Origin of the sequence: Phreatobacter sp., from assembly GCF_051860605.1 — a bacterium.
Taxonomy (GTDB): Bacteria; Pseudomonadota; Alphaproteobacteria; order Rhizobiales; family Phreatobacteraceae; genus Phreatobacter.
Genome location: NZ_JBHYDR010000002.1, coordinates 326,054 through 349,449, shown reverse-complemented (window position 1 = coordinate 349,449; position 23,396 = coordinate 326,054). Strand labels below are relative to the sequence as shown.

The window sequence follows — 23,396 nt, the reverse complement described above, 5'->3', positions numbered from 1 at the left end:
CTCCCGTGGTCAGAGCGTGAAATCGGGACGGCGCAGGCCGGACCTCAGATGCGCGGCCGTCACCGTATTGGCCATGAGCATGGCAATCGTCATCGGCCCCACACCCCCCGGAACGGGCGTGATCGCGGAGGCCAGCTCCATGGCCTCGTCGGTCGCGACATCGCCGACGAGCCGTGTCTTGCCCTCGCCGCGCTCGGGCGCCGGAATGCGATTGACGCCGACATCGATGACAACGGCGCCTTCCTTCACCCAGTCGCCGCGCACCATGCGCGGGCGACCGACAGCGGCCACCAGCACATCCGCCTGCCGGCAGAGTTCGGGCAGGTCATGCGTGCGCGAATGGGCGATGGTGACGGTCGCGTCCCGCTGGAGGAGAAGCTGGGCGACCGGCTTGCCGACAATGTTCGAGCGGCCGAGCACCACGGCATGGCGGCCGGCAAGCGAACGGCCGGTAGCGCCCTCGATGAGGATCATGACGCCGGCGGGCGTGCAGGGGACCAGCGCCCGCGCTGTCTCGCCACTGGCGATCAGGCCGACATTGACCGGGTGGAAGCCATCGACGTCCTTCGCCGGATCGATGGCGGTCAGCACGGCACCCGAATCGATGTCACCTGGCAAGGGCAGTTGCACCAGGATGCCGTCGATGCCGGGGTCGCCATTGAGCCGGGCGACGAGGGCCAGAAGGTCGGCCTGCGAGGTATCGGCCGGCAGGCTGTGCTGCTCGGACCGGAAGCCGCAGGCCTCCGCCTCGCGGCTCTTGTTGCGCACATAGACCTGGCTCGCCGGGTCCTCGCCAACCAGCACGACGGCCAGGCCGGGCGGGCGGCCGGCGGATTTCACGAAGGCGCCGGAGAGCGTGGTCGCCCGGGCGATCACTTCGCGGGCAACAGCCTTGCCGTCGATGATGGCCGCAGTCATGCCCTCACACGCGCATGGGCATGAGCACGTAGAGCGCGCCGGGACCAGCCGGATCGCGGATCAGCGTGGGCGAACCGGGATCGGCGAGCTTGAGCTCTACCGTGTCGCCGTCGATCTGGCCGGTGATGTCGAGCAGATAGCGGGAGTTGAAGCCGATATCGAGCGCGTCGGCCTCATAGGAGACCTCGATCTCCTCGGTCGCGCTGCCCGAATCGGGATTGGTCACCGATAGGGTCAGCCGCCCGTCGGCAACCGACAGCTTCACGGCCCGGCCGCGCTCGGAGGACACCGTGGAGACGCGATCGACGGCAGCGGCAAACTCGCCCTTCTCCACCGTCAGCACCTTGTCGTTGGCAGCGGGGATCACCCGCGCATAGTCGGGAAAGGTGCCGTCGATCAGCTTGGAGGTGAGCACGGTCTCGCCGAAGCGGAAGCGGATCTTGGCGGTCGACAGTTCGACCGTCACGCTCTCCTCCGGATTCTCCACGAGACGCTGCACCTCGGCGACCGTCTTGCGCGGCACGATGACACCGGGCATGCCGGCAGCCCCCTCGGGCGCCCCGAACTCCACCTGCGCGAGCCGGTGACCGTCGGTCGCCACCGCCCGCAGCATGGCCGCGCCGCCCTTGTCGACAACGTGCAGGTAGATGCCGTTGAGGTAGTAGCGCGTCTCCTCGGTGGAGATGGCGAACTGTGTCTTGTCGATCAGGCGCTTCAGGTGACCGGCCGGCAGTTCGAAGCGATGGCTCATCTCGCCGGCGGCAATGTCGGGGAAATCGCCCTCCGGGATGGTCTGCAGCGTGAAGCGCGAGCGCCCGGCCCGCACGGCCAGCGTCCCCTTGTCCCCGACGGTCTCGATCTGGACCTGCGACCCATCGGGCAGCTTGCGGACGATGTCGTGGATCATGTGCGCCGGAACGGTGATGCCACCGCCGGTCGCCACCTCCGCCGGCAGGGTCTCGACAACCTCGATATCGAGATCGGTGGCCTTCAGCCTGAGCGAAGCGCCTTCGGCGCGCATCAGCGCGTTCGACAGCACGGGGATCGTGTTCCGCCGCTCGACCACGCGATGGACATGGCCGAGCGACTTGAGGAGCTGGGCCCGCTCGACGGTCACCTTCATCAATGCTGCTCCAGATAGGGACGTTCGGGCACTAGCCGATGCCCGGAAAGAGGCCGGACAGTCAAGCTTGCCGTTCACTCCGTTGCAAGGCCGGTGCCGCATGCCACCCGGCTCATCCCCCGGCAAATCACCGGGACGGCCGGACGGCCGCTGCGCAAGCGGCCGCAACATCCTGCAACCCGGCGCAATGCCCGCCGAAGCCGGTCGCCGCTACGCCGGCACCGACCGCAGCGTGAACCGTGGCCGGTCGGACATCTGGAAAGGGCATGAGCATGACCACGAGAACCGCAGCCGGCTTCGGCCCCCGCCCTCCGGGCACGTCGCTCGACGATGCCGGCGCGCGCCATCTGGTCGCCTCGACGCCCGGTTTCGTTGTCATCGCCTATTCCACCGCCTGGAGCCTGGCCTGCCGCCTGCTGAGTCCGATCATCGACAAGCTCGCGATCGAATTTGCCTGCAAGGCTGCGGTTGCGCGGGTGGACGGCGATCTTGCCCTCGATTTTCGCCGCGACCATGCCATTTCCGGCATCCCGCAGATCCTGGTGTTCGAGGACGGAGTGCTCATCGACCGGCTCACCGATCTCGACGACCCCCGTCTTGTGCGCTTGCGCCTGCGCAAGGTCATGCGGCTGCCGGCCGCCGGTCCGTGCGGCGAGGCCGAGCATCTCTTCCACGAGGTCCATGCCAGGGCGAAGCGCCTGTTCCATGACATGACCGAGCCGGCCAACCGGGCGCTCCGGCCGCATCTCGACCGGATAGCCCCGACTCTGGAGGCGCTGGAACTGAAGCTTGCAGCCGACCGCGCGACCGGCCGCATCGACGACGACATGGAGATGGAGCAGCGCAGCGCCACCTTCGAGGCCGCGTTCCAGCCGATCCGCTCCGAACTCGACGCGCTCGACCGTGCCGAACGACAGGCGCTCAGGGCCTACACGGATCTGATGGACGAGGCAGTCGACGAGTATCGCATCCTGTCGCGTTGCCCGGACAGCGCCCACAGGTGCCGGGAGGTGGCCGTTTGATCTGACGCCTTAACGCGGCGGGAAGGCGCACCTATATTAGGCTCGTCTTGAACCTTTATCGCTCACTGCGACACTCAGGACGACCAGGGGGCCCCAACCTCGTCGGAACAGGAGACAGTGATGACGAAACTGAAGATGATCCGCCCGGTCACGCTCGCAGCCGCCGCGGCGCTCGGCCTCGGAGCCCTTGCGGCCGGGCCGGCCGCCGCCCAGTGGGGCAATCGCGACCATGGCGGCGGGCCGATTCTCGAGCGCTTTGACGACAGCCGCAACCGCCAGACGGTGTCGATCCGAACGGTTCCGGTCGGCGAGTTCTGTGTCAGGGCCGTGGAAGCCGTCGGCTACGATCCGCGGCTGAACCGCAGGCTCTATCGCGTGCGTTTCGATTCCGGCCCGATCACCTCGCTCGGCGTGGTGGCGTTCGAGAACGCCTTTTCCGGTGCCCGGACCGAGGGCGATGCGGTGCGCGCGCTGGCCGCCGGCCAGCACGATGCCGCTCCCTATCGCCGCGGCCGCGGTGAATGCTGAACCGATCCGGCGGCCTGCCGCCGGATTCTGACTGAACGACCCGGCGCCGCCTCAATCATTGAGGCGGCGCTTCAATGTCTCGATCTCCTCGTTCAGCGCGCGATCCTGGCCGGCGAGATTCTCGATCTTGCGCACCGCGTGCAGAACGGTGGTGTGGTCACGACCGCCAAAGCGCCGGCCAATCTCCGGCAGCGAGCGCAGGGTCAGCGTCTTGGACAGATACATCGCGACCTGCCGCGGGCGGACCACGGATGCGGTCCGGCGGGCGGACAGGATGTCCGAGCGGCTGACATTGTAGTGCTGCGCCACGACCTTCTGGATGTCCTCGATCTTGATGCGCTTCGGCTCGGCCACGCGCACCAGATCCCGGATCGACCGCTCAGCCATCTCGATCGTGACCGGCTGGCTGGTCAGCCGGTTGTTGGCCAGGAGGCGGGTGAAGGCGCCGTCCAGATCGCGACCATTCTGGGTGACGTTGCGGGCGATATAGGCAAGCACCTGCTGGGGCACGTCGAAGCCCTGGTGCTGCACCCGCGCCTGATCGAGCTTCTGGCGCAGGATATCGAGGCGCAGCCCCTCGTCGAGCGTGCCGATCTCCACGGTCAGGCCGCCTGCAAGACGCGAGCGCACCCGCTCGTCCATGCCGTCGAGGTCGGACGGCGGACGATCGCCGGCGACCACGATCTGCCGGCCGGCATCGATAAGGGCGTTGAGGGTGTGGCAGAACTCGGCCTGGGTCTGCTTGCCCTGCAGGAACTGCAGGTCGTCGATGACCAGAAGGTCGATGCTGCGCAGCGCTTCCTTGAAGGCGATGGCGGTCTGGTTCTTCAGGGCGGCGACGAAGCCGAAGGTGAACTTCTCCGCGGTGAGATAGAGCACCCGCCGGCCGGACGCCTGGGCCGCGCCCGCGACCGCCTGCAGCAGGTGGGTCTTGCCGAGACCGACGCCGGCATGGATGTAGAGCGGATTGAACAGCACGGCATCGCTCGACCGCGACTGGGCGACCTGCAGCGCGGCAGCGCGCGCCAGCGTGTTCGAGCGGCCCTGAACGAAGCTGTCGAAGGTCAGGCGCGGGTCCAGCGGCGAGCCCGGCAGACCTTCGACACCGGACATGGCCGGCACGACCGGCTGCGGCGAGGCGGCCGCCGTCATCGGACGCGGCGCCACCTCCCCGGCAGCCCGCGGCCGGACCGGCAGACGGGCGCCACCAGCCGAGCGCACGCAGAACTCGATGCTGACGCGGCGGCCCGCCTCCTCGCTCCAGCGATCGACGATCCGGTCCTTGTAATTGGCGTCGATCCAGCTCTTCAGAAACCGTGTCGCCACCGACAGGCGCACGTCATTACCGTCCGCGCGGTCGATCTCGATGCTCTTGAACCAGCTCGAGAACACATCCTCGCCAAATTCGACGCTCAGGCGCCGCCTGACGCGACCCCAGATGGCTCCGGCGCGCATGGCATCGCTCGTGGCATCGGTGTCGTTGCCGATCGGTTCGCGGATGGGTTCGGGAGTGGCGAACACAATGTTCTCCATGGTTGAAGCGGGGTGTAAGGCGGGGAAAGCGTGGAAACGGGGGACGCGGTAGGGATCAGGGCTGGATCCAGGGCAGACCAGCGGCCTTCCAGCCAGCGACCCTGCCGCGGTGGCCCCCGGCATCGGGGGGCCCCTCGAAGCCGCCGGCAACATTGAAGCAGGACGCAAAGCCCGCCTCCGTCGCTGCGATGGCGGCAGCCTTCGAGCGCACGCCCGAACGGCACAGGAAATAGAGCTTGGCGGAGGGCTGAACGCCGCGCGCCGCAAGCGCTGCGGCAAGCCGCGCCACAAAATCCGGGTTGACCCCCATATGCGGGAAGACCTGCCATTCGATCCGAATGGCATCCTTGTCCAGGCCCTTCAGGTCGGGCGACCCGACATAGGCCCACTCGGCGGTGGTGCGCACATCGATCAGCTGGGCATCGGCCTCGCGGGAGATCGCCTCGAAGGTCGTCTCCACGGTGGCATCCCCAGCATAACCGGCTTCATTTGCAGACAGCATCTCTTCTCACACGGTCCAGTGAAGGACCGCGCGCCCCAGTCTATGGTTTTGTCTTTTGCTCGTTTGTCCGACCTGCATCAATCAGCAACGCGATTGATGCAGGTCGACACACCAGGGTCTCATGTCGAACGCACCGGCATTCTCCTTGAAAGACATGCGTCTTTCGAGACAATGCTTCTCCGACCCGCACAATACAGGCGTTTCAGTCCGGTTCGTCGTTGAAACCCGAGGTGGCCCCCCCGAGTGGGTTGATTGATACACAGCGGACGCGCCGCGGGCAACGGATTTTGATTAAGGAAGAGTTAACGCCTGGCGCTTGACTCACCCCGTTTTCCCGACCGCCCGTGAGCCGGCTTTCAACCCCCTGACGAATCGCCTGAATCGATGAGACTGCCGCGAGCCGGCCATCGGGTCCGCCTGATTTGGGCCGGCACCGGAGGTCGTCCCGAGAGGAGCGAATCGGCCCGTTTCGATTCCGGAACGAAACGTCCCCTCGCCAAGCCCTTGAAGAAAAGGCGCTTTCGGGGGCGTGACTTTTGAGCCGGATCAGCTTCTGTCCTTCGGCCAATGAATCTGGCCTGCGTGGGATCGGGTCTGCGTGCCCCTGTTGCCATCCGGCAACGGCTCCCTTGGGGCATCCCCTAGGTCAGCTGCAGGGGTACCGTGGAGCGGGTCACGGACAGATCGTGCAACAAAAAACCCGGCCTCGCGGCCGGGTCTGAAAGCGTCGAATGGATGGTCGTCGGAGGGGTCGATCAGGCCCCGATCACGGCCACGCGATGGGCAAGCCGCGAGACCTTGCGGGAGGCCGTGTTGCGATGGAGAATGCCCTTCTGGGCAGCCCGCATGATCTCGGGCTCGGCTGCCTTCAGCGCATCGGCGGCGGCCGACTTGTCGCCGGAGGCAATCGCCTCCTCGACCTTGCGCAGATAGGTGCGCATGCGCGAGCGGCGGGCCTGGTTGACGGCGGTGCGCCGCGCGATGACGCGGGCGGCCTTCTTCGCGGATGACGTATTGGCCATGGGTGCGGTCCCGGCGGATGGCGCCCCGATCAGGGCGCAGGAAAACGAGAGCGGCGGCCCCTCGGCCGCCACGGATCGGCGTGTATAGTCGCGGCCGCCCGGGCCGTCAACCGCCGCGCGGGATACAGCGGGATTTTTCGGGCGGCCCTGCGAAATTGGCGCGGGACCCGGCTGCCTCTCCCCTCTAGAACGTGAGGCCCCGCCCCATCTGGCCGCCGAGACCGATGACCGCCGCCACACGCAGCTTCCTTCTCGTCGTCGCCTGGATGGCCGGTTCACTGCTGTCGTTCAGCGCGATCGCCCTGTCGATCCGCGCCCTGCATGGCACCCTTTCGATCTTCGAGATCCTGGCCCTGCGCAATCTCGGCGGCCTGGTCATCCTCGCCGCCATGGCGCTCGCGACGCCGGGCCCGGACCGGCGGCTGAAGCCGTCCCGGCCGGGCATCCATTTCCTGCGCAATTCGATCCACACGGCGGGACAGGCGCTATGGGCCTATGGCATCACGCTGCTGCCGCTCGCGACGGTCTTCGCCATCGAGTTCACCACCCCGGCATGGGTCGCGGTGTTTGCCATCCTGTTCCTCGGCGAGCGGCTCACGACGGCGCGCACCATCGCCCTGCTGCTCGGCTTCGCCGGCGTCCTGATCATTCTGAGGCCCGGCCTTGACGGCTTTCGTCCCGAGGCGCTGCTGGTCGCCGCCGCCGCCGTCTGTTTCGGCGTGCAGCAGACGACGACCAAGTTTCTCACCGGCCGGGATTCCACCTGGACCATCATGTTCTGGATGAATGTCATCCAGCTGCCGCTCAACCTGATCGCCAATGTGGTGGCGGGCGGGCCTGTCTGGTTCGGGGACCGGCTGGACCTGACCCAGTGGCTGCCGCTTGCTGGCATCATGATCGGCGGCTTCACGGCGCATTACTGCCTGACCAATGCCTTCCGGCATGGCGATGCCATCGTCGTCACGCCGATCGATTTCATGCGCGTGCCGCTGATCGCCGCTATCGGTTGGATGGTCTATGGCGAGCAGCCGGAACTTGCGGTGCTGATCGGCGGGCTTGTCGTGGTCAGCGGCGTGGTGGTGAACCTGACGATGGAAACGCGCGCGCGCACGTAAGGTTCGTCCCGGATCGGCACGGATCCGTTAACCTGAAGGCTCGGCCAGGCGGGCCGACGCCGTTCGTGGCGCTTGTCCCTCTGCCTGTTTCCTGAGCCGGATCGCCCCGTTTGGCGACGGAACGAAGCGCCAACACGGCGGGGAAGCCGATTCGGGCCCGTTCCGTTCGCCTTGCGTGCGGAAGGTTAAGCGCGCGCCTCCTGGCCGACCCGTCTTAACCGGGCAGAAACCATACAGGCCCCAGGCTGGACGAACGGCAAACGGCCACGCGGCCCTTTCCGCTTGCGCCGGTCCCCCCGGATCGGCTACGAAACTGGGTTATCAGCGGCTGCTACGCCGCCTTGTCGAGGAACCGTCCGTGCCGATCGTCCGTGCCATTGCACCGATCAGCGTCCGCGCTTTCAGCGCCACGGCCTCGCTGTCCCTTCTTCTGCTTACCCGCCCCTGAGCACCGTCCGGGCCGGATCGGCCCTGGCGCTCAGGGGATCACCGCCACGACCACCCACCCGCAAGGGGCCGGTGCTGTGAGGCGCGTCAGTCCGCCCCCGCCGGCCGCAGCAGAAGGACAAGACCCATGACCAGCACCGCTTCGAACGCTTCTGGCACGCCCGTATCCGCCAGGGACCGCGTCCTCATCTTCGACACCACGCTGCGCGACGGCGAGCAGTGCCCCGGCGCCACCATGACGCTGGAGGAAAAGCTGCAGGTCGCCGACCTCCTCGACGAAATGGGTGTCGACATCATCGAGGCCGGCTTCCCCATCGCCTCCAACGGCGATTTCGAGGCGGTCGAGGCGATTGCCATGCGCGTGAAGAACGCCGTGGTCGCCGGCCTCGCCCGCGCCGGCATGGCCGATATCGAGCGCGCCGGAGAGGCCGTGCGCAAGGCGCGCCGGCCGCGCATCCATACCTTTCTGTCCACCTCTCCCGTCCACATGAAGCACAAGCTGCAGAAGGAGCCGGACGAGGTGCTGGCCATGGTGGTGGCCTCGGTCACCCGGGCGCGCAATCTGGTCGATGACGTGGAATGGTCGGCCGAGGACGGCACCCGCACCGAGCACGATTTCCTGTGCCGCTGCGTGGAGGCGGCGATCAAGGCGGGCGCCACCACCATCAACATTCCCGACACGGTCGGCTACACCGCTCCCCAGGAATACAGGGCGCTGTTCGAGATGGTGCGCAGCCGCGTGCCGAACTCCGACAAGGCGATCTTTTCGGTGCACTGCCACAACGATCTCGGCATGGCGGTGGCCAATACGATTGCCGGCATCGAGGGCGGCGCCCGCCAGATCGAATGCACCATCAACGGCATCGGCGAGCGGGCCGGCAATGCGGCGCTGGAAGAGATCGTCATGGCGATCCGGACGCGCAACGACATCTTCCCCTATGACACCAATATCGACGCGAAGATGCTGACGCGCGCCTCCAAGCTGGTCTCCACCGTCACCTCCTTCCCGGTGCAGTACAACAAGGCCATCGTCGGGCGGAACGCCTTCGCCCACGAGAGCGGCATCCACCAGGACGGGATGCTGAAGAACACGCAGACCTACGAGATAATGCTGCCTGAATCGGTCGGCGTGAAATCGACCTCGCTGGTCATGGGCAAGCATTCCGGCCGCAACGCCTTCAAGGACAAGCTGAAGCATCTGGGCTATGGCCTGTCCGACAACCAGCTGGAAGACGCCTTCGTCCGCTTCAAGGACCTGGCCGACCGCAAGAAGGTGATCTACGACGAGGATATCGAGGCGCTGGTGGACGAGAAGATCGCCCATGCGCAGGACCGCATGAAGGTCATCTCGCTGCTGGTCGTTGCCGGCACGATGGGCCCGCAGGCCGCGACCCTGACACTCGACCTCGACGGCACGCACAAGACCGTCCAGGCCTCGGGCAACGGCCCGGTGGATGCCGTGTTCAATGCCATCAAGGCCATCGTGCCGCACGAGGCGGTGCTCGAGCTCTACCAGGTCCATGCCGTCACCGCCGGCACGGATGCCCAGGCCGAGGTTTCCGTGCGCCTGCAGTCGGGCGGTCAGACCTATACCGGCAAGGGCGCCGATCCGGACACCCTGGTCGCCTCGGCCAAGGCCTATCTCTCGGCGCTCAACAAGCTGACCGCCCGGCGCGAGCGGCTGCACCCCCAGCGCGGCATCGAGGCCGCCGAATAAGTGCCGATGGGGAAAGCGTCCATGCGCATCGGCATCGATCTCGGCGGCACCAAGATCGAGGTCGTCGCCCTCGGCGAGCGGGGCGAGGAGCTTCATCGCCGCCGGGTTCCCACGCCGCGCCACGACTACCGCGCGATCGTCGAGGCGATCGCCGGGCTCGTGCGTGGGGCGGAGGCCGAAACAGGGCAGACCGGCACGGTCGGCATCGGCATTCCCGGTGCCGTCTCGCCGGCGACCGGTCTGGTCAAGAATGCCAACACGACGGTGCTGATCGGCGAGCCGCTGACCGGTGATCTGGAGGCGGCTCTGGGGCGCGCGGTGCGCATCGAGAACGACGCCAACTGCTTTGCCCTGTCCGAGGCCGTGGACGGGGCGGCGGCCGGTGCCCATGCCGTGTTCGGCGTGATTGTCGGCACCGGGGCGGGCTCCGGCATCGTGATCGGCGGCAAGGTGCTGCGCGGGCGGCACCTGATCGCCGGCGAGTTCGGCCACAACCCCCTGCCCTGGCCGTCGGTGGAGGAGGTCGAGACGGCCCCCTCCTGCTATTGCGGCCAGAAGGGCTGCCTGGAGACCTGGGTCTCCGGCACCGGCTTTGCCGACGACTTCGCCCGCGCCACGGGTAAGGCGCTGCCCGCGCCCGAGATCGCGACCCGGGCCATGGCCGGCGACGGGGCGGCCGGTTCGGCCTACCGGCGCTATGTCTCGCGCCTCGCCCGCGGGCTTGCCCATGTCGTCAACCTGATCGACCCGGACGTGATCGTGATGGGGGGCGGCATGAGCAATGTCGACAGCCTCTATGCCGACCTGCCGGGCGCGATGCGCCCCTATGTCTTCTCCGATGCCTTCACCACGCCCATCGTCAAGGCACGCTTCGGCGATTCCTCCGGCGTGCGCGGCGCCGCGTGGCTCTGGCCGGCGGATTAAGAGGGGCAGGGCGCTTTTTGCCGGCGGCATTCTGGACAGGCCGCATCCTGTCTGCTAGTCACCCGGCTCCCGTGCGGCCCGGCCGCGCGGCGGCGGGTGATTAGCTCAGTTGGTAGAGCAGCTGACTCTTAATCAGCGGGTCGAAGGTTCGAGTCCTTCATCACCCACCATTGTCTTTCCCCAAATGCCTTCCCCAAACCTTGCGCGCGTCGTGACGCTCTTGCGCTCTGCTGAAAAGCAGACGCTTGGGTATGGGCCATAACCCTTCCGCAAAGCAGCTTTGTCCAGGGCGCGGCTGTTCGGTCCGCGCGACCTGACGTGCCTTTGCGAGAGACGTCGCCGCCTGCGGGCGAACCGCAGTAGAGACGAGCGTCGAACTGGGAGGATCACCAATGCGCAAGACCATTCTGGCCTTCATAGCGGCCATAGGCCTCGCCCTGCCGGGCGTTGCCATGGCCCAGGGCACCGCCCCCCCCATCAAGATCGGCATCCTGGTCGCTCTCGAGGGCGCCTTCGCTGCCGGCGGCGCCGACGGCGTCCGCAACGTCGAACTGGCGCTGAAGCAGGTCAACAACATGATCGCCGGCCGCCGGGTGGAGATCGTCGTCGCGCCGACCGACACGCGGCCCGACACGACCATCCGCATGGCCCGCAAGCTCATCGAGCAGGATCGCGTGGACTTCATCATCGGGCCGCTGTCCGGCTCCGAAGGCATCGCCATGCGCGATTTCGCCAAGACCATCCCCGGCCATGTCGTGATCAACGGCATTTCCGGCGCGCTCGAGACCACCTGGGTCGACCCGGCACCCAATTTCTACCGGTTCAACCTTGACGGCTCGCAGTGGGGCTTTGGCCTCGGCAGCTATGTGGTCAAGACCAAGGGCTGGCGCCGCGTCGTCACGATCGCGGCCGACTATTCCTTCGGCTACACCAATTTCATGGGCTTCGCCGTCGACTTCTGCAAAGCGGGCGGAGACATCGTGCAGCGGTTCTGGCAGCCGCTTGGCCAGTCAGACTTCGGCGCCATCATCGCCCAGCTGCCGGACAACGTCGATGCCATCTATCTCGGCCTCGGCGGCACGGACGCCATCAACTTCCTCAACCAGTACCAGCAGGCCGGCGAGCGCACGCGGCTCATCGGCGGCACGATCATGGCCGACCAGACCGTGCTGACCGCCCGCGGCCGCGCCAAGGACGCGCTCGTCGGCACGCCGACCTCCGGGCCCTTCGCCGTCGACAATCCGGAAGCCGCCTGGCAGGCCTATGTGAAGCTCTACCAGGATGCCTTCCCGGCCGCCCAGCGCTTCCCGACGCCGTCGCTCTTCGGCATCGGCTACTACGTGGCGACCCTTGCCGCGATCCGCGGACTGGAAGCCGCCGGCGGCGACCTCAGCAACGGTCAGGCGCGGTTCAAGGCGGCGCTCAACACGCTGCAGCTCGACAGCCCCATCGGCCGCATCACCCTCAATGAGAACCGCCAGGCCACCGGCAGCGTGTTCATCAACGAGGTGGTCGAGGGCCCCGGTGGCACCCTGACGCTGAAGATGGCCGGCAGGACGGACAACGTCACCCAGACGCTCGGCATGACGGCCGAGCAGTTCCGGGCGATCGGCCTGCCGTCCCGTACCGCGGTCGACTGCGCCCGGCTTCGCGCCGGGGGCTGACCCGAACCAAGGCAGCAATGCGCGGGAGGCCGGCTGCCATGCCGGCCTCCCAAGCCATTCGCCTCGGCGGATTTCCTCGCGGAATCCAGGGTGACAAGGCGGCCCGCATGACGTTGATCGGCTATCTCACGCGGACGCAGTTCGCGGATGGCGCCATCGACGATGCCCTGCCAGAAGAGGCTTCCCGGCTCGGCAGGGCGCTGGCGCTCATCGACACGGAACCCGGCGCGGCCCCGGCGCTTGCCCGCGTTCGCGATGCCCTGCCGCGCGTCCTGATCGCGGCCGAGACCCTTCGCTCTCGGGCACCCATGCGCGGCAAGGTCCAGCGGCTGACGGCAATGCTGGAGGAGGCCGGCACATCCACCATCCTGGCGATTGGCGGGGCGGTGGCGATCGGACAGGCGCGGCTCGTCGCGGAGGCGGCCGGGCGGCGCGGAGCCGGCTGCTCGGTCATCGCCATTCCGGTGAGCCTGTTCGACCTCGGCCTGTGCCGGCAGGTCCGCCCGCGCGACGGGGAGCCGGTCGCTTGCCCGCGTCCCGACCGGGTGATTGCCGACCCAAGTGCCCTTGCCCATGCGCCCCCCCGGCGGCTGGCGGCGGCCGGAATGGAGATCCTTGTCCATGCCATCGAGGCCTATGCCAGCCCCAGCTACAACCCGCCGGCCGATGGCCTGGCGCTGGAGGCCGTGCGGCGCCTGGCGCGGTGGCTTCCCGTCGCCGTTGCATCTCCGGACAGTTGCGAGGCCCGCCGTGAAGCTCTGGCGGGCGCCTTGACGGCCGGACTGGCCATGGAGAAGAGCATTGGCGGCGTGGATGCGCTTGCCCATCCGCTGGAATATGACCTCGCGGAAACGGGCCTGCCGGGCGAACTGCATGCGCCGGTGCTGGCTGCCTTCGTCGGGTTCAATGCCCGAGCGGTCGGCGACCGCTATGGCGCCTTGTCCGCCACCATGGGGCCGGCCGACCCTTCCGTCGGGCTGGATGCGCAACTCGCCGCCTTTGCCCGCAGCCTCGGCCTGCCCACCGCCCTGCGCCAAACGGGGACCGACCCCAGCCGCTTCGCGCGCGTCGCGGAGATGGCGGCCGACGACCCTGCGGCCCTTGCCAATCCCCGCCTCCTGACGCCCGGCGACTGCCGGCGGATCCTGGAGGCCGCATGGTGAGTGCGACCGCAGATCGTGATCTGACGGCAGCGGTTCTCCGGCGCGGCGAATCGCCGGTTGCCAGCGGCAGGGCCTGCGATAAGCTTGGCCCTACAAGAACGATTGAAAACCAAGAAAAGACGCCCGTTCATCAGGGAGGAGCGTTGTGAGTGTTGCTCACGCTGTCGCGCACGGCGTGTTTGGTCGTGTCTGTCTTTATGTGATGGACAAGACCATGGCGCCGCATGCGCATCGGGAAGGTCACCTGATCTTTCACCTGCACGGACCGCCGGCCGAGGTTGTGGTCGAGGGGCGGGCCTTTCCGCTGTCGCACGGACAGGCGGTGGCGATCAGCCCGTGGCAGCCGCATTTCTACCGGCCCCTGAAGCAGGACGACCGCGCGCTGGTTCTGGTGCTCTATGTCCGGCCGGGCTGGTTCGTGCAGGCCAGTTGCCAGGCCACCGAGATCCTGCGGTTCGGGCGCGTCGGCGTCGAGGTCACCGACCGGATCGCCCGCCTGGTCGCCGATACCGGCCGGCTGCTCTCGGCGCATGGCGGCACCGACGGCGGCTTCGAGGACCGCGTGAGCGCACTCACCCAGACCTGCTTCGACCAGACCTGGCAATGGACGAACGAGGGGCATGGATTCATCGGCCAGGAGCGGCCGCTGCGCGACTTCCGCATTCGCCGGGCGATCCGGCTGCTTGACGAGACGCTGGGCGAGCCGATCGATCTGACGCGGCTGTCGCGCGCGGCCGGCCTGTCCCGACCGCACTTCTTCAAGCTGTTCCGCGAACAGATCGGGCTGCCGCCCACCATCTATGTCAACGCGCTGCGCATGGAGCGCGCCATCCAGCGTCTGGCGCTGGGTAGCGAGACGGTGGCCGATATCGGCCTGGATCTCGGCTTCTCGACGCCGGCCAGCTTCTCGCGCTTCTTCATCGCCAATGGCGTCGTGCCGCCAAGCACATACCGGCGCAGCGTGCTCGCCCACGCGACGCAATGACCAGCCATTGCGGGGCGGCGAAAGAAAAGACCCTCGGTAACGTCGCCGGTGATCGATGGGCATAGCTTGCGTCAAGCCAGCGGCGTGGTTGCCGCGCGAATCCGCATGTCGACGGTGAAATGGAACAGTTCGCCAAGAATCGTCCGGCCTGGGCCCTGCTGATCGCGCTGGTCGTGGTGGGGTTCCTGTGGCTCGTGCTCGCGCCCTGGCCGGTCGAGCTGGAAGCGATGGTCGGGCGCAAGCGCGTCTTCCTCAACGCCATCCTCGGGGGCGTGACGCTCGGCGCCCTCTATTTCCTCGTGGCATCGGGGTTCACGCTGATCTTCGGCCTGATGCGCATCGTCAACCTGGCCCACGGCTCGCTGTTCCTTCTCGGCGGCTATCTCGGCTACGAGATCGCCACCTATACCGGCTCCTGGTTCCTGGCCTTTCCCATCGTCTTCGTCGTGGTCGGCCTCGTCGGCCTCGCCATGCAGCGCTTCATCTTCGGCTATATGGAGGGTGAGGAACTGCGCCAGACCCTGGTCAGCATCGGACTGTCGGTGGTGATTGCCGACCTGATGCTCTGGTACTGGGGGGGACAGTCCTACACGACGCTCGCGCCCGCCTTCCTGCGCGGCCCGATGGAACTGCCGCTGATCTCGTCGATCAATCCCACCAGCGGCGAGGCCATCTTCATCCGCTATCCGTCGGTGCGCATCTGGATCCTCATCGCCGCCATCGTCATCGGCGTGGCCATGTGGCTGGTGCTCAACCGCACCTCGCTCGGCATGCTGATCCGCGCCGGCGTGGACGACCGCGAAATGCTCGCGGCCTCAGGCGTGCGGGTGCAACTGGTCTTTCTCGCTGTGTTCGTGTTCGGCGCAGGGCTTGCCGGCATGGCCGGTATCGTCGGCGGCACGTTCCAGTCGCTCTCGCCAGGCGAGGACACGCGCTTCCTGCTCGCGAGCCTCGTCGTCGTGATCGTCGGCGGCATGGGCTCGATCGTGGGCGCAGCCATCGGCGCTGTCGTCATCGGCCTGACCGAACAGATGGGTCTCGTCTATGCACCCACCTATTCGGTGGTCTTCACCTTCCTGATCATGGCAGCGGTTCTGGCTTTCCGGCCGCAGGGCCTGATGGGCGCGGGCAGGTAAGCGATGTCGCTGGCTGAACACGCCTCCTCCCGCCCCTCCGCGAAGGCCGCCAGCGCCGCCCATCGCAGCTGGTTCGAGCGGATCCCGGCGGGCTGGTGGGCGACCATCATCGTCCTCCTGGCCATGCCGCTGTTCGCCAACAATTTCTGGCTGTTCCAGGTGATGGGCTGGACCTTCATCATGGGCATGATCGCGGTCAGCCTGACCTTTCTCGCCGGCTACGGGGGCATGGTCAGCCTGCTGCAGATGACCGTCGCCGGCCTTGCCGGCTACATGGTCGCAATCCTCGGCCCGTCGGGAACCACGACGATCAGCCTCGGCCTGTCCTGGTGGCTGGTCCTGCCGGCGGCCTTCATCATCGCGGCCCTTTTCGCCACGCTGTCCGGCGCTCTGGCCGTCAGGACCGAGGGCATCTACACGATCATGATCACGCTCGCCATCGCGGCGGCGTTCTTCTACTTCAGCCGGCAGAACTACTCGATCTTCAACGGCTATTCGGGGTTCAACCTCGTTCTGCCGCCGCAGCTTTTCGGTGTGAACTGGCGCGATCCGGTGCCGTTCTACTATCTGTGCCTGGGCTCCGCGGCGCTCTGCTACGGCGCCGTGGTCTATGCCGCCCGATCGCCCTTCGGCCTCGCCCTCCAGGGCGTGCGCGACAATCCCCGGCGCATGGCGGCGCTGGGCTTCAATGTCACGGCCCATCGGGTTGCCGCCCACGCCTTTGCCAGCATCTTCGCCTCGCTCGGAGGCATCCTGCTGGTCTGGCAGAACGCCCAGATCGCGCCCGGCACGGTCGGCATTCCCGCTGCGATCGACGTCCTGGTCGTCGCGGTGGTGGGGGGCATGCGCCGCCCGCTCGGCGCCTTCGTCGGCGCCTTCATCTACGTCATCCTGCAGGTGTTCTCGCCCGACGTGCTGGGCGCCTTCGGCTTCTCGGCCGAACGGTTCAAGCTCATCATCGGCATCGGCTTCCTGGCCGTGGTGCTGTTCTCGCCCGACGGCGTTCTCGGCCTGTGGGACCGCTGGCGCGCCCGGACCGCGCGAAAGGTCGATCCTCTGACCGGGGCACCGCGATGAACCCGCCCGGCACCTCGGAACCCCTCGCCCAGATGAACGCCGGCAATGCGCTGGAGCTGCGCGGCATCACCAAGATGTTCGGGGCGCTGGCCGCCATCGCCGACGTGACCATGTCGGTGCGGCCGGGCGAGCGGCGTGCCGTGCTCGGCTCCAACGGGGCCGGCAAGACCACGCTGTTCAACTGCATCACGGGCGACTTTCCGGCGACCTCCGGCATCATCCGGTTCTTCGGAGAGGACGTGACGTCCTTCCCGCCCTATGAGCGGATTCGCCGAGGCCTGCGCCGGACCTACCAGATCTCCTCGCTGTTCGCCGGCCTCAGCGTCCTCGACAACGTCTATCTGGCCTGCCGCGGCGTGTCGCGGAACCGCTACTCGCTGCTGCGCCCGCGCAGCGACGATACGCTGGTTCATGCGGCCGAGACGCTGGTGGAGGCGGTTCACCTGACCGCCGTGAAGGACCAGCTCGTCGGCGAACTCGCCTATGGCCAGCAGCGTCAGCTGGAGATCGCTCTCGCCCTGTCGGGCGCGCCGCGGTTCATCCTGTTCGACGAACCGGCCGCGGGCCTGTCGCCGACCGAGCGCCGCGATCTCGTCGCCATCCTGACCTCGCTGCCCTCGCATATCGGCTACATCATCATCGAGCACGACATGGACGTGGCGCTGCGGGTCGTGGAGAGCGTCACGATGATGCACAACGGCCGCGTCTTCAAGGAAGGCCGGCCAAGCGAGATCGAGGAGGATCCGGAGGTCCAGGAACTCTATCTGGGGGGCGGACATGGTTGAGCCGTTTCCCGCGCCGCCGAAGGCCGGCGTGCCGATCCTGCAGCTTCAGGGCGTCAACGTCTTCTATGGCCGCAGCCACGCGGTGCAGGGCGTCGATCTGTCCCTCTATTCCGGCGTCCTGTCCGTCGTCGGCCGCAACGGCATGGGCAAGACGACCATGTGCAAGGCCATCATGGGCCTGGTGCCGATCGCCTCGGGCTCCGTCCGTTTCATGGGCGAGGAGATCGGCGGTATGGCTCCGGCCGATATCGCCCGGCTCGGCGTCGGCTACGTGCCGCAGGGCCGGCGCCTGTGGCGCTCGCTCACCGTCCACGAACATCTGCGCCTGATCGCCAAGCCCAAGGGCCGCTGGACGCCCGAACGGATCTACGAGGTGTTTCCGCGCCTCGCGGAGCGGCGCAACAATGGCGGTGCCCAGCTCTCCGGCGGCGAGCAGCAGATGCTGGCGATCAGCCGCGCGCTGCTGATGAACCCACGTCTCCTGATCATGGACGAGCCCACCGAGGGGCTTGCCCCGGTCATCGTCGCCCATGTCGAGGAGACGCTGGTGCGGCTCGCGGCGGAGGGCGACGTCTCGATCCTGGTCATCGAGCAGAATATCGGCGTCGCCACCCAGATGTCCGACCCCGTGGCGATCATGGTCAACGGGCGCATCAACCGGATCATCGCCTCAGCCACGCTGGCGGCCGACCGCGAGTTGCAGCAGCGCCTGCTTGGCGTCGGTCGGCATAGCCACGACGACGTGGAGCCGGGCGGCGGCGATGGCGGGGCGGCCCCCTCCCCCGCCGGTTCACCCGCGCCCGCCAGCGAGGGGCCGATCCGGGTCTATATGGCGAACCCGGTCGTTCCCACACGCTGGTCCCGTGAGGTCCCGGCCGCCCAGATCGAGGCCGCGGCCCGGACGATCTCCAGGCCGACGCTGGCAACGGTCGATGGCCGGCGCATCGGCGACACCTCGGCCGTCGCGGCCCGAAGCCCGAGCGAGCCGCATGTGATCATCGCCGGCACACTCGACACCAAGGGCGAGGAACTGCGCTACATCCGCGACATCATCAGGGCGGCGGGCCTGCGCACCCGGCTGGTCGATGTTTCGACGCAGGGGCACAACCAGGGGGCCGACGTCTCGGCGCATGAGGTGGCCGTTGCCTCGCCGCGCGGCCTGTCCGCGCTGGGCTCGGGCGATCGCGGCGCAGCGGTGGCGGCCATGACCGAGGCGTTCCGGGCCTGGATCACGACGCAGCAGGGGGTTGTCGGCCTCATTTCCGCGGGCGGCTCCGGGGGCACCGCCATCGCCACGGCCGCCATGCAGGTGCTGCCGGTGGGCGTGCCGAAGTTCATGGTCTCGACCATGGCGGCCGGGAATGTCGCCAGCTATGTCGGCTCGACCGACATCACCATGATGCATTCGGTCACCGACGTTCAGGGCCTGAACCGGATCTCGCGCGCCGTGCTCGGCAATGCCGCGCATGCGATGGCCGCCATGGCCAGCTCGCACATGGCGGCCGCCAGAGCGAGGCCCGGACAGGAGCGTCCGCTCGTCGGGCTGACCATGTTCGGCGTGACGACCCCCTGCGTGCAGCAGGTGTCGAAACTGATCGAGCCGGAATGGGAGCCGCTGGTCTTTCACGCCACCGGCGTCGGCGGCCGGTCGATGGAGAAGCTGATCGATTCCGGGCTCCTCCAGGGGGTCATCGACGTCTCGACCACGGAAGTCTGCGACATGCTGGTGGGCGGCATCCTGCCGGCGACCGAGGACCGGTTCGGGGCGGTGATCCGCACCAGGCTGCCCTATGTCGGCTCGGTCGGGGCGGTCGACATGGTCAATTTCGCAGCGCCCGACACGGTTCCCGCCCGCTTCATCGGTCGCGACCTCTATGCCCACAACCCGCAGATCACGCTGATGCGGACGACCGCGGAGGAGAATGCCCGCATCGGCCGGTGGATCGGCGAGCGGCTCAACCAGATGGACGGCCCCGTGCGCTTCCTGATCCCGGAGGGCGGGGTCTCGGCCCTCGACGCGCCGGGCAAGCCGTTCTTCGATCCGGACGCCAACGCGGCCCTGTTCGACGCCCTGACCGCGACGGTCCGCACCAGCGCGAACCGCCAGCTGATACGCCTGCCGCTTCACATCAACGATCCCGCCTTCGCCCAGGCGCTGGTGCGCGAGTTCCGCGCGCTGCACCAGGGCCGACGCGGCACCGCACGGACGAGACCCTGACCCATGGCGCGGTTCATCAAGTCGGAGCTTCTGGAGACCTACCGGGCGATGATCGCCCGCGGCGAGCCGATCGTCGGCGGCGGTGCCGGCACCGGACTCTCGGCCAAATGCGAGGAAGCCGGCGGCATCGACCTGATCGTCATCTACAATTCCGGCCGCTTCCGCATGGCCGGCCGCGGCTCGCTCTCCGGCCTGATGCCCTATGGCGATGCCAACCAGATCGTCATGGAGATGGCCGGCGAGGTCCTGCCGGTGGTCAAGCGGACGCCGGTCATTGCCGGCGTCTGCGCCACCGATCCGTTCCGGCAGATGGATGTGTTCCTCGACGAGGTGAAGCGCATCGGGTTTGCCGGCGTCCAGAACTTCCCGACCGTCGGGCTGATCGACGGCGTGTTCCGCGCCAATCTCGAGGAGACCGGCATGGGCTATGGCCTCGAGGTCGAGATGGTGGCTCTCGCCAATGCCAAGGGCCTGCTGACGACGCCCTATGTCTTCAGCGAGGATGATGCCCGGCGGATGGCGGCGGCCGGCGCGGACATTATCGTCTGTCATCTCGGCCTGACCACCGGCGGAGCGATCGGGGCGGAAACGGCCCTCAAGCTCGCGGACTGCCCGGCCATCGTCGATGCCTGGGCGCAGGCGGCGCTCGAGGTCAAGCCGGACGCGATCATTCTCGTCCATGGCGGGCCGGTCGCAGAGCCCGCCGATGCCGATTTCATTATGAAGAACACGCGCCATTGCCATGGCTTCTACGGCGCGTCGTCGATGGAGCGCCTGCCGGTGGAGGTGGCGATCCGCGATCAGACACGGGCATTCAAGACAATCAGCCGCCAAGGCGGCCCGGCACAATGAACGACCTGACCCACGGGCTGACGTCGGGAGGAGCATGACATGACAGGACAGCTCATCGGAGCCCTCATCCTCTGGCTGATCGTGGCCGTGATCGCCATCGCGATCATCGTCTACCTCGTCAACTGGCTCTACCGGCGCTCGTCGAAGGAAGTGTCCTTCGTCAGGACCGGTCTTCTCGGGGAAAAGGTGGTGATCAACGGCGGCGCCTTCGTGCTGCCGATCATCCACGACGTGACGCCGGTCAACATGAACGTGCTGCAGATGGCGGTGACGCGCAGCAAGGACACGGCGCTGATCACCCGCGACCGGATGCGGGTCGATATCGACGCCGAGTTCTATGTGCGGGTCAGGCCCGACAAGCCGTCGGTGGCGATCGCGGCCGCAACGCTCGGCCGGCGCACCCTGCAGCCGGAGCAGCTGAACATCCTGCTGTCCGGCAAGTTCATTTCCGCCCTGCGTTCGGTCGCCTCCGAAATGTCGATGGAGGAGATGCACGAGCAGCGCGGCACCTATGTCCAGCGGGTCAAGGAAGCGGCTGCCGAGGCGCTCGACCAGAACGGCCTCGTTCTGGAATCGGTCGCGATCACCGACCTCGACCAGACCGACCTGCAATATTTCAATCCGTCCAACCGGTTCGACGCCGAGGGCCTGACACGCATCATCGAAGAAATCGAGGAGAAGCGGAAGATCCGCAACGACATCGAGCAGGAATCGATGATCCGCATCCGGACCCGCAATCTGGAGGCCGAGCGCAAGGCCCTCGACATCGAGCGGGAGAGCGAGGCAGCCCGGCTCGAGCAGCAGCGAGAGATCGAGATCAAGCGCGCCATGCAGCGCACCGAGATCGCGCGCGAGCGCGCCGCGCGCGACACCGAGGCCGAGCAGGCCCAGATCATCTCGCGCGAAGAGATCGAGAAGGCCAGGATCGCCAACGAACGGTCGATCAGCGAGGCGCGCATCGCTTCCGACCGGGATATCCGCCAGCAGGAAATCGCCAGGACGAAAACGGTCGAAGCGGCCGAGATCGCCGCCCGCGAGGAGATCGAGAAAGCCAAGATCGCCAACGAACAGGCCATCCAGACGGCCCGCATCGCGTCCGACCGCGAAACGCGCCAGCGGGAAATCGAGCGCACGCAGGCCCTCGAGCAGGCCGAGATTGCCGCGCGCGAGGCGGTCGAGCGTTCCCGCATCACGCAGGAAGCGCAGGTGAGCGCGGAACGCATCGACCGGGAAAAGGAGATCAAGAACCTCGAGATCGCCCGCAACAAGGCGCTCGACGAGGCCGAGATCGCCGCCCGCGAGGCGGTTGAGAAGGCCCGCATCGCCCAGGACATCGCCCTCACGGCGGAACGAATTGCCTCCGACGAGGGCAAGCGCAAGCTGGAGATCGCCCGCAACCGGTCGATCGAGGAGGCCGAGATCGCCGCCCGCGAGGCGACCGAAGCCGCGCGGATCGCGCAGGAGAAGGCAACGGCCGCCGAGCGCATCGCGTCCCAGCTCGCCACCCGGCAGCTGGAGATCAAGAGCACCGAACATCTCGATGCGGCGGAGATCCAGCGGCGCGACGCGGTCGAGCGTCTGCGCATCGCGGCGGAGCTCAAGATCGATGAGGAGCGGATCGCCTCGTCGCGGACGCGCGAGGTGCTGCAGATCGAGCAGAAGAAGGCGGTGGAGGTGGCGGAGGAGGACCGCGCCATCGTCATGGCCGCCAAGCGGGCCGAGCGCACCGATGCCGACAGGTCGCTGCGCCAGACCGAGATCGTGGCCAAGCAGGAGGTCGAGAAGGCCGACGTGGCGCGCGAGCAGGCGCTCGAGGCTGCCAGACTGGAACGCCGCCGCGCCATCGAGCAGCTGGAGATCGCCCGCGCGCAGGCCCTGCAGGAATCGCAGATCGCGTCCAACGAAGAGGTTGAACGCGCCCGCATCGCCTCCGATCGCGGGCTCGACGAGGCCCGTGTCGGGCGCCAGCGCGACCTGCGCAGGCTCGAGATCGAGCGCGAGCGCGACGTCGAGAACGCCGCGATGGAAAAGGCGATCACGCTCTATGCCAAATCCCTGGAGGAGAGCGCCGCTGCCGTGAAGGCCGAAATCGCCAAGGCGAAGGCCGCCGAGGCCGCGGAGCAGGTTCAGACGGTCAAGGAGAGCGAAGCCGCTAGGCGCCGCAAGACCGTCGAGGTCATCAACGCCGAGAAGGAAGCCGAGGAGGTGCGCATCGCCGCCGAGGCCGACAAGGTGCGCAAGGCAGTCGATGCCGAAGCGCAGAAGCTGCTCTACGAGGCGGAGAACGTGCTCACCGACGGCGCCCGCTATGGTCTGTTCCGTCGCCGCCTGCTCGACCGGATCGAGGGCATCGTGCGCGAGAGCGTCAAGCCCATGGAGAAGATCGAGGGCATCCGCATCCTGCATGTCGACGGGCTGCAGGGCACGAGCGGCGCTGGCGGTGGATCATCGCGCACGCCGACCGACGAAGTGATCGAATCGGCCCTGCGCTACCGCGTCCAGGCCCCGCTGATCGATCAGGTCCTCAAGGAGATCGGCATCGAGGGAGGCAATCTCGCCCGCATGGGAGGTCTCATGCGTGAAGCCTCCGACATGCAGCGCGTCGCCAAGGACGCCCAGCCGCCCAAGCCCAAAGACGACGGCGAGAAGAAGTGAGGCAATCGAC

At 67.5% G+C, this 23,396-nt stretch carries 19 protein-coding genes and 1 tRNA gene; 15 read left to right on the top strand and 5 right to left on the bottom strand.

Going from position 1 to position 23,396, the window contains the following annotated elements:
- Nucleotides 1–9: 9 nt before the first annotated feature.
- Nucleotides 10–918: a bifunctional methylenetetrahydrofolate dehydrogenase/methenyltetrahydrofolate cyclohydrolase FolD gene (folD, locus tag ACTIFS_RS04495; protein WP_439572840.1), complete on the bottom strand. Its 909-nt coding sequence runs from the start codon at nt 916–918 to the stop codon at nt 10–12.
- A 4-nt stretch (nt 919–922) separates the two neighbouring features.
- Nucleotides 923–2,041 carry a DNA polymerase III subunit beta gene (dnaN, locus tag ACTIFS_RS04490; protein WP_439572839.1) on the bottom strand — a complete coding sequence of 373 codons (1,119 nt, stop codon included), beginning with the start codon at nt 2,039–2,041 and terminating at the stop codon, nt 923–925.
- 272 nt (nt 2,042–2,313) lie between these two features.
- On the opposite strand from dnaN, the gene ACTIFS_RS04485 reads away from it, so the two are divergent.
- Nucleotides 2,314–3,063, top strand: a complete 750-nt coding sequence (locus tag ACTIFS_RS04485; RefSeq protein WP_439572838.1) for a thioredoxin family protein — start codon at nt 2,314–2,316, stop codon at nt 3,061–3,063.
- Between the two features lie 120 nt (nt 3,064–3,183).
- Nucleotides 3,184–3,591 (top strand): hypothetical protein, encoded by a 408-nt coding sequence (locus tag ACTIFS_RS04480; protein ID WP_439572837.1) that lies wholly within the window; start codon nt 3,184–3,186, stop codon nt 3,589–3,591.
- 51 nt (nt 3,592–3,642) lie between these two features.
- On the opposite strand, the gene dnaA is transcribed toward ACTIFS_RS04480, so the two are convergent.
- The 3 genes from dnaA to rpsT all read right to left on the bottom strand — a co-directional run bounded on the left by dnaA (nt 3,643) and on the right by rpsT (nt 6,648).
- A complete protein-coding gene (gene dnaA, locus ACTIFS_RS04475; RefSeq protein WP_439573045.1) occupies nt 3,643–5,046 on the bottom strand; it encodes a chromosomal replication initiator protein DnaA in 1,404 nt (467 codons plus the stop codon).
- A 133-nt stretch (nt 5,047–5,179) separates the two neighbouring features.
- Nucleotides 5,180–5,584 carry a rhodanese-like domain-containing protein gene (locus ACTIFS_RS04470; protein ID WP_439572836.1) on the bottom strand — a complete coding sequence of 135 codons (405 nt, stop codon included), beginning with the start codon at nt 5,582–5,584 and terminating at the stop codon, nt 5,180–5,182.
- A gap of 797 nt (nt 5,585–6,381) precedes the next feature.
- Nucleotides 6,382–6,648 carry a 30S ribosomal protein S20 gene (gene rpsT / locus ACTIFS_RS04465; RefSeq protein ID WP_439572835.1) on the bottom strand — a complete coding sequence of 89 codons (267 nt, stop codon included), beginning with the start codon at nt 6,646–6,648 and terminating at the stop codon, nt 6,382–6,384.
- Between the two features lie 224 nt (nt 6,649–6,872).
- Between rpsT and ACTIFS_RS04460 the strand changes: the two genes are divergently transcribed.
- The 13 genes from ACTIFS_RS04460 (at nt 6,873) to ACTIFS_RS04400 (ending at nt 23,386) form a co-directional block, all read left to right on the top strand.
- A complete protein-coding gene (locus ACTIFS_RS04460; RefSeq protein WP_439572834.1) occupies nt 6,873–7,763 on the top strand; it encodes a DMT family transporter in 891 nt (296 codons plus the stop codon).
- 574 nt (nt 7,764–8,337) lie between these two features.
- Nucleotides 8,338–9,927: a 2-isopropylmalate synthase gene (locus ACTIFS_RS04455; protein WP_439572833.1), complete on the top strand. Its 1,590-nt coding sequence runs from the start codon at nt 8,338–8,340 to the stop codon at nt 9,925–9,927.
- A gap of 21 nt (nt 9,928–9,948) precedes the next feature.
- Nucleotides 9,949–10,851 carry an ROK family protein gene (locus ACTIFS_RS04450; protein WP_439572832.1) on the top strand — a complete coding sequence of 301 codons (903 nt, stop codon included), beginning with the start codon at nt 9,949–9,951 and terminating at the stop codon, nt 10,849–10,851.
- A 94-nt stretch (nt 10,852–10,945) separates the two neighbouring features.
- Nucleotides 10,946–11,021, top strand: a tRNA-Lys gene (locus ACTIFS_RS04445).
- A 222-nt stretch (nt 11,022–11,243) separates the two neighbouring features.
- Entirely contained in the window at nt 11,244–12,515 is a 1,272-nt protein-coding gene (locus ACTIFS_RS04440) for an ABC transporter substrate-binding protein (RefSeq protein ID WP_439572831.1), read from the top strand.
- A 107-nt stretch (nt 12,516–12,622) separates the two neighbouring features.
- The gene (locus tag ACTIFS_RS04435; protein ID WP_439572830.1) at nt 12,623–13,678 is read left to right on the top strand and encodes a hypothetical protein; all 1,056 of its coding nucleotides are present in this window, start codon (nt 12,623–12,625) and stop codon (nt 13,676–13,678) included.
- 214 nt (nt 13,679–13,892) lie between these two features.
- A complete protein-coding gene (locus ACTIFS_RS04430; protein ID WP_439572829.1) occupies nt 13,893–14,663 on the top strand; it encodes a helix-turn-helix domain-containing protein in 771 nt (256 codons plus the stop codon).
- 119 nt (nt 14,664–14,782) lie between these two features.
- Nucleotides 14,783–15,799 carry a branched-chain amino acid ABC transporter permease gene (locus ACTIFS_RS04425; RefSeq protein WP_439572828.1) on the top strand — a complete coding sequence of 339 codons (1,017 nt, stop codon included), beginning with the start codon at nt 14,783–14,785 and terminating at the stop codon, nt 15,797–15,799.
- 3 nt (nt 15,800–15,802) lie between these two features.
- Complete coding sequence (locus ACTIFS_RS04420) at nt 15,803–16,876, top strand: branched-chain amino acid ABC transporter permease (RefSeq protein ID WP_439572827.1); 1,074 nt, start codon at nt 15,803–15,805, stop codon at nt 16,874–16,876.
- Entirely contained in the window at nt 16,873–17,661 is a 789-nt protein-coding gene (locus ACTIFS_RS04415; protein ID WP_439572826.1) for an ABC transporter ATP-binding protein, read from the top strand. Before ACTIFS_RS04420 ends, ACTIFS_RS04415 begins: the two co-directional genes overlap by 4 nt.
- Nucleotides 17,654–19,879, top strand: coding sequence for an ABC transporter permease (locus ACTIFS_RS04410; protein WP_439572825.1), 2,226 nt, complete (start codon nt 17,654–17,656; stop codon nt 19,877–19,879). Before ACTIFS_RS04415 ends, ACTIFS_RS04410 begins: the two co-directional genes overlap by 8 nt.
- Nucleotides 19,880–19,882: 3 nt before the next feature.
- The gene (locus tag ACTIFS_RS04405) at nt 19,883–20,731 is read left to right on the top strand and encodes a phosphoenolpyruvate hydrolase family protein (RefSeq protein ID WP_439572824.1); all 849 of its coding nucleotides are present in this window, start codon (nt 19,883–19,885) and stop codon (nt 20,729–20,731) included.
- Between the two features lie 39 nt (nt 20,732–20,770).
- On the top strand, nt 20,771–23,386 hold the full coding sequence (locus ACTIFS_RS04400) for a flotillin domain-containing protein (RefSeq protein WP_439572823.1): 2,616 nt from the start codon (nt 20,771–20,773) through the stop codon (nt 23,384–23,386).
- Nucleotides 23,387–23,396: the final 10 nt, after the last annotated feature.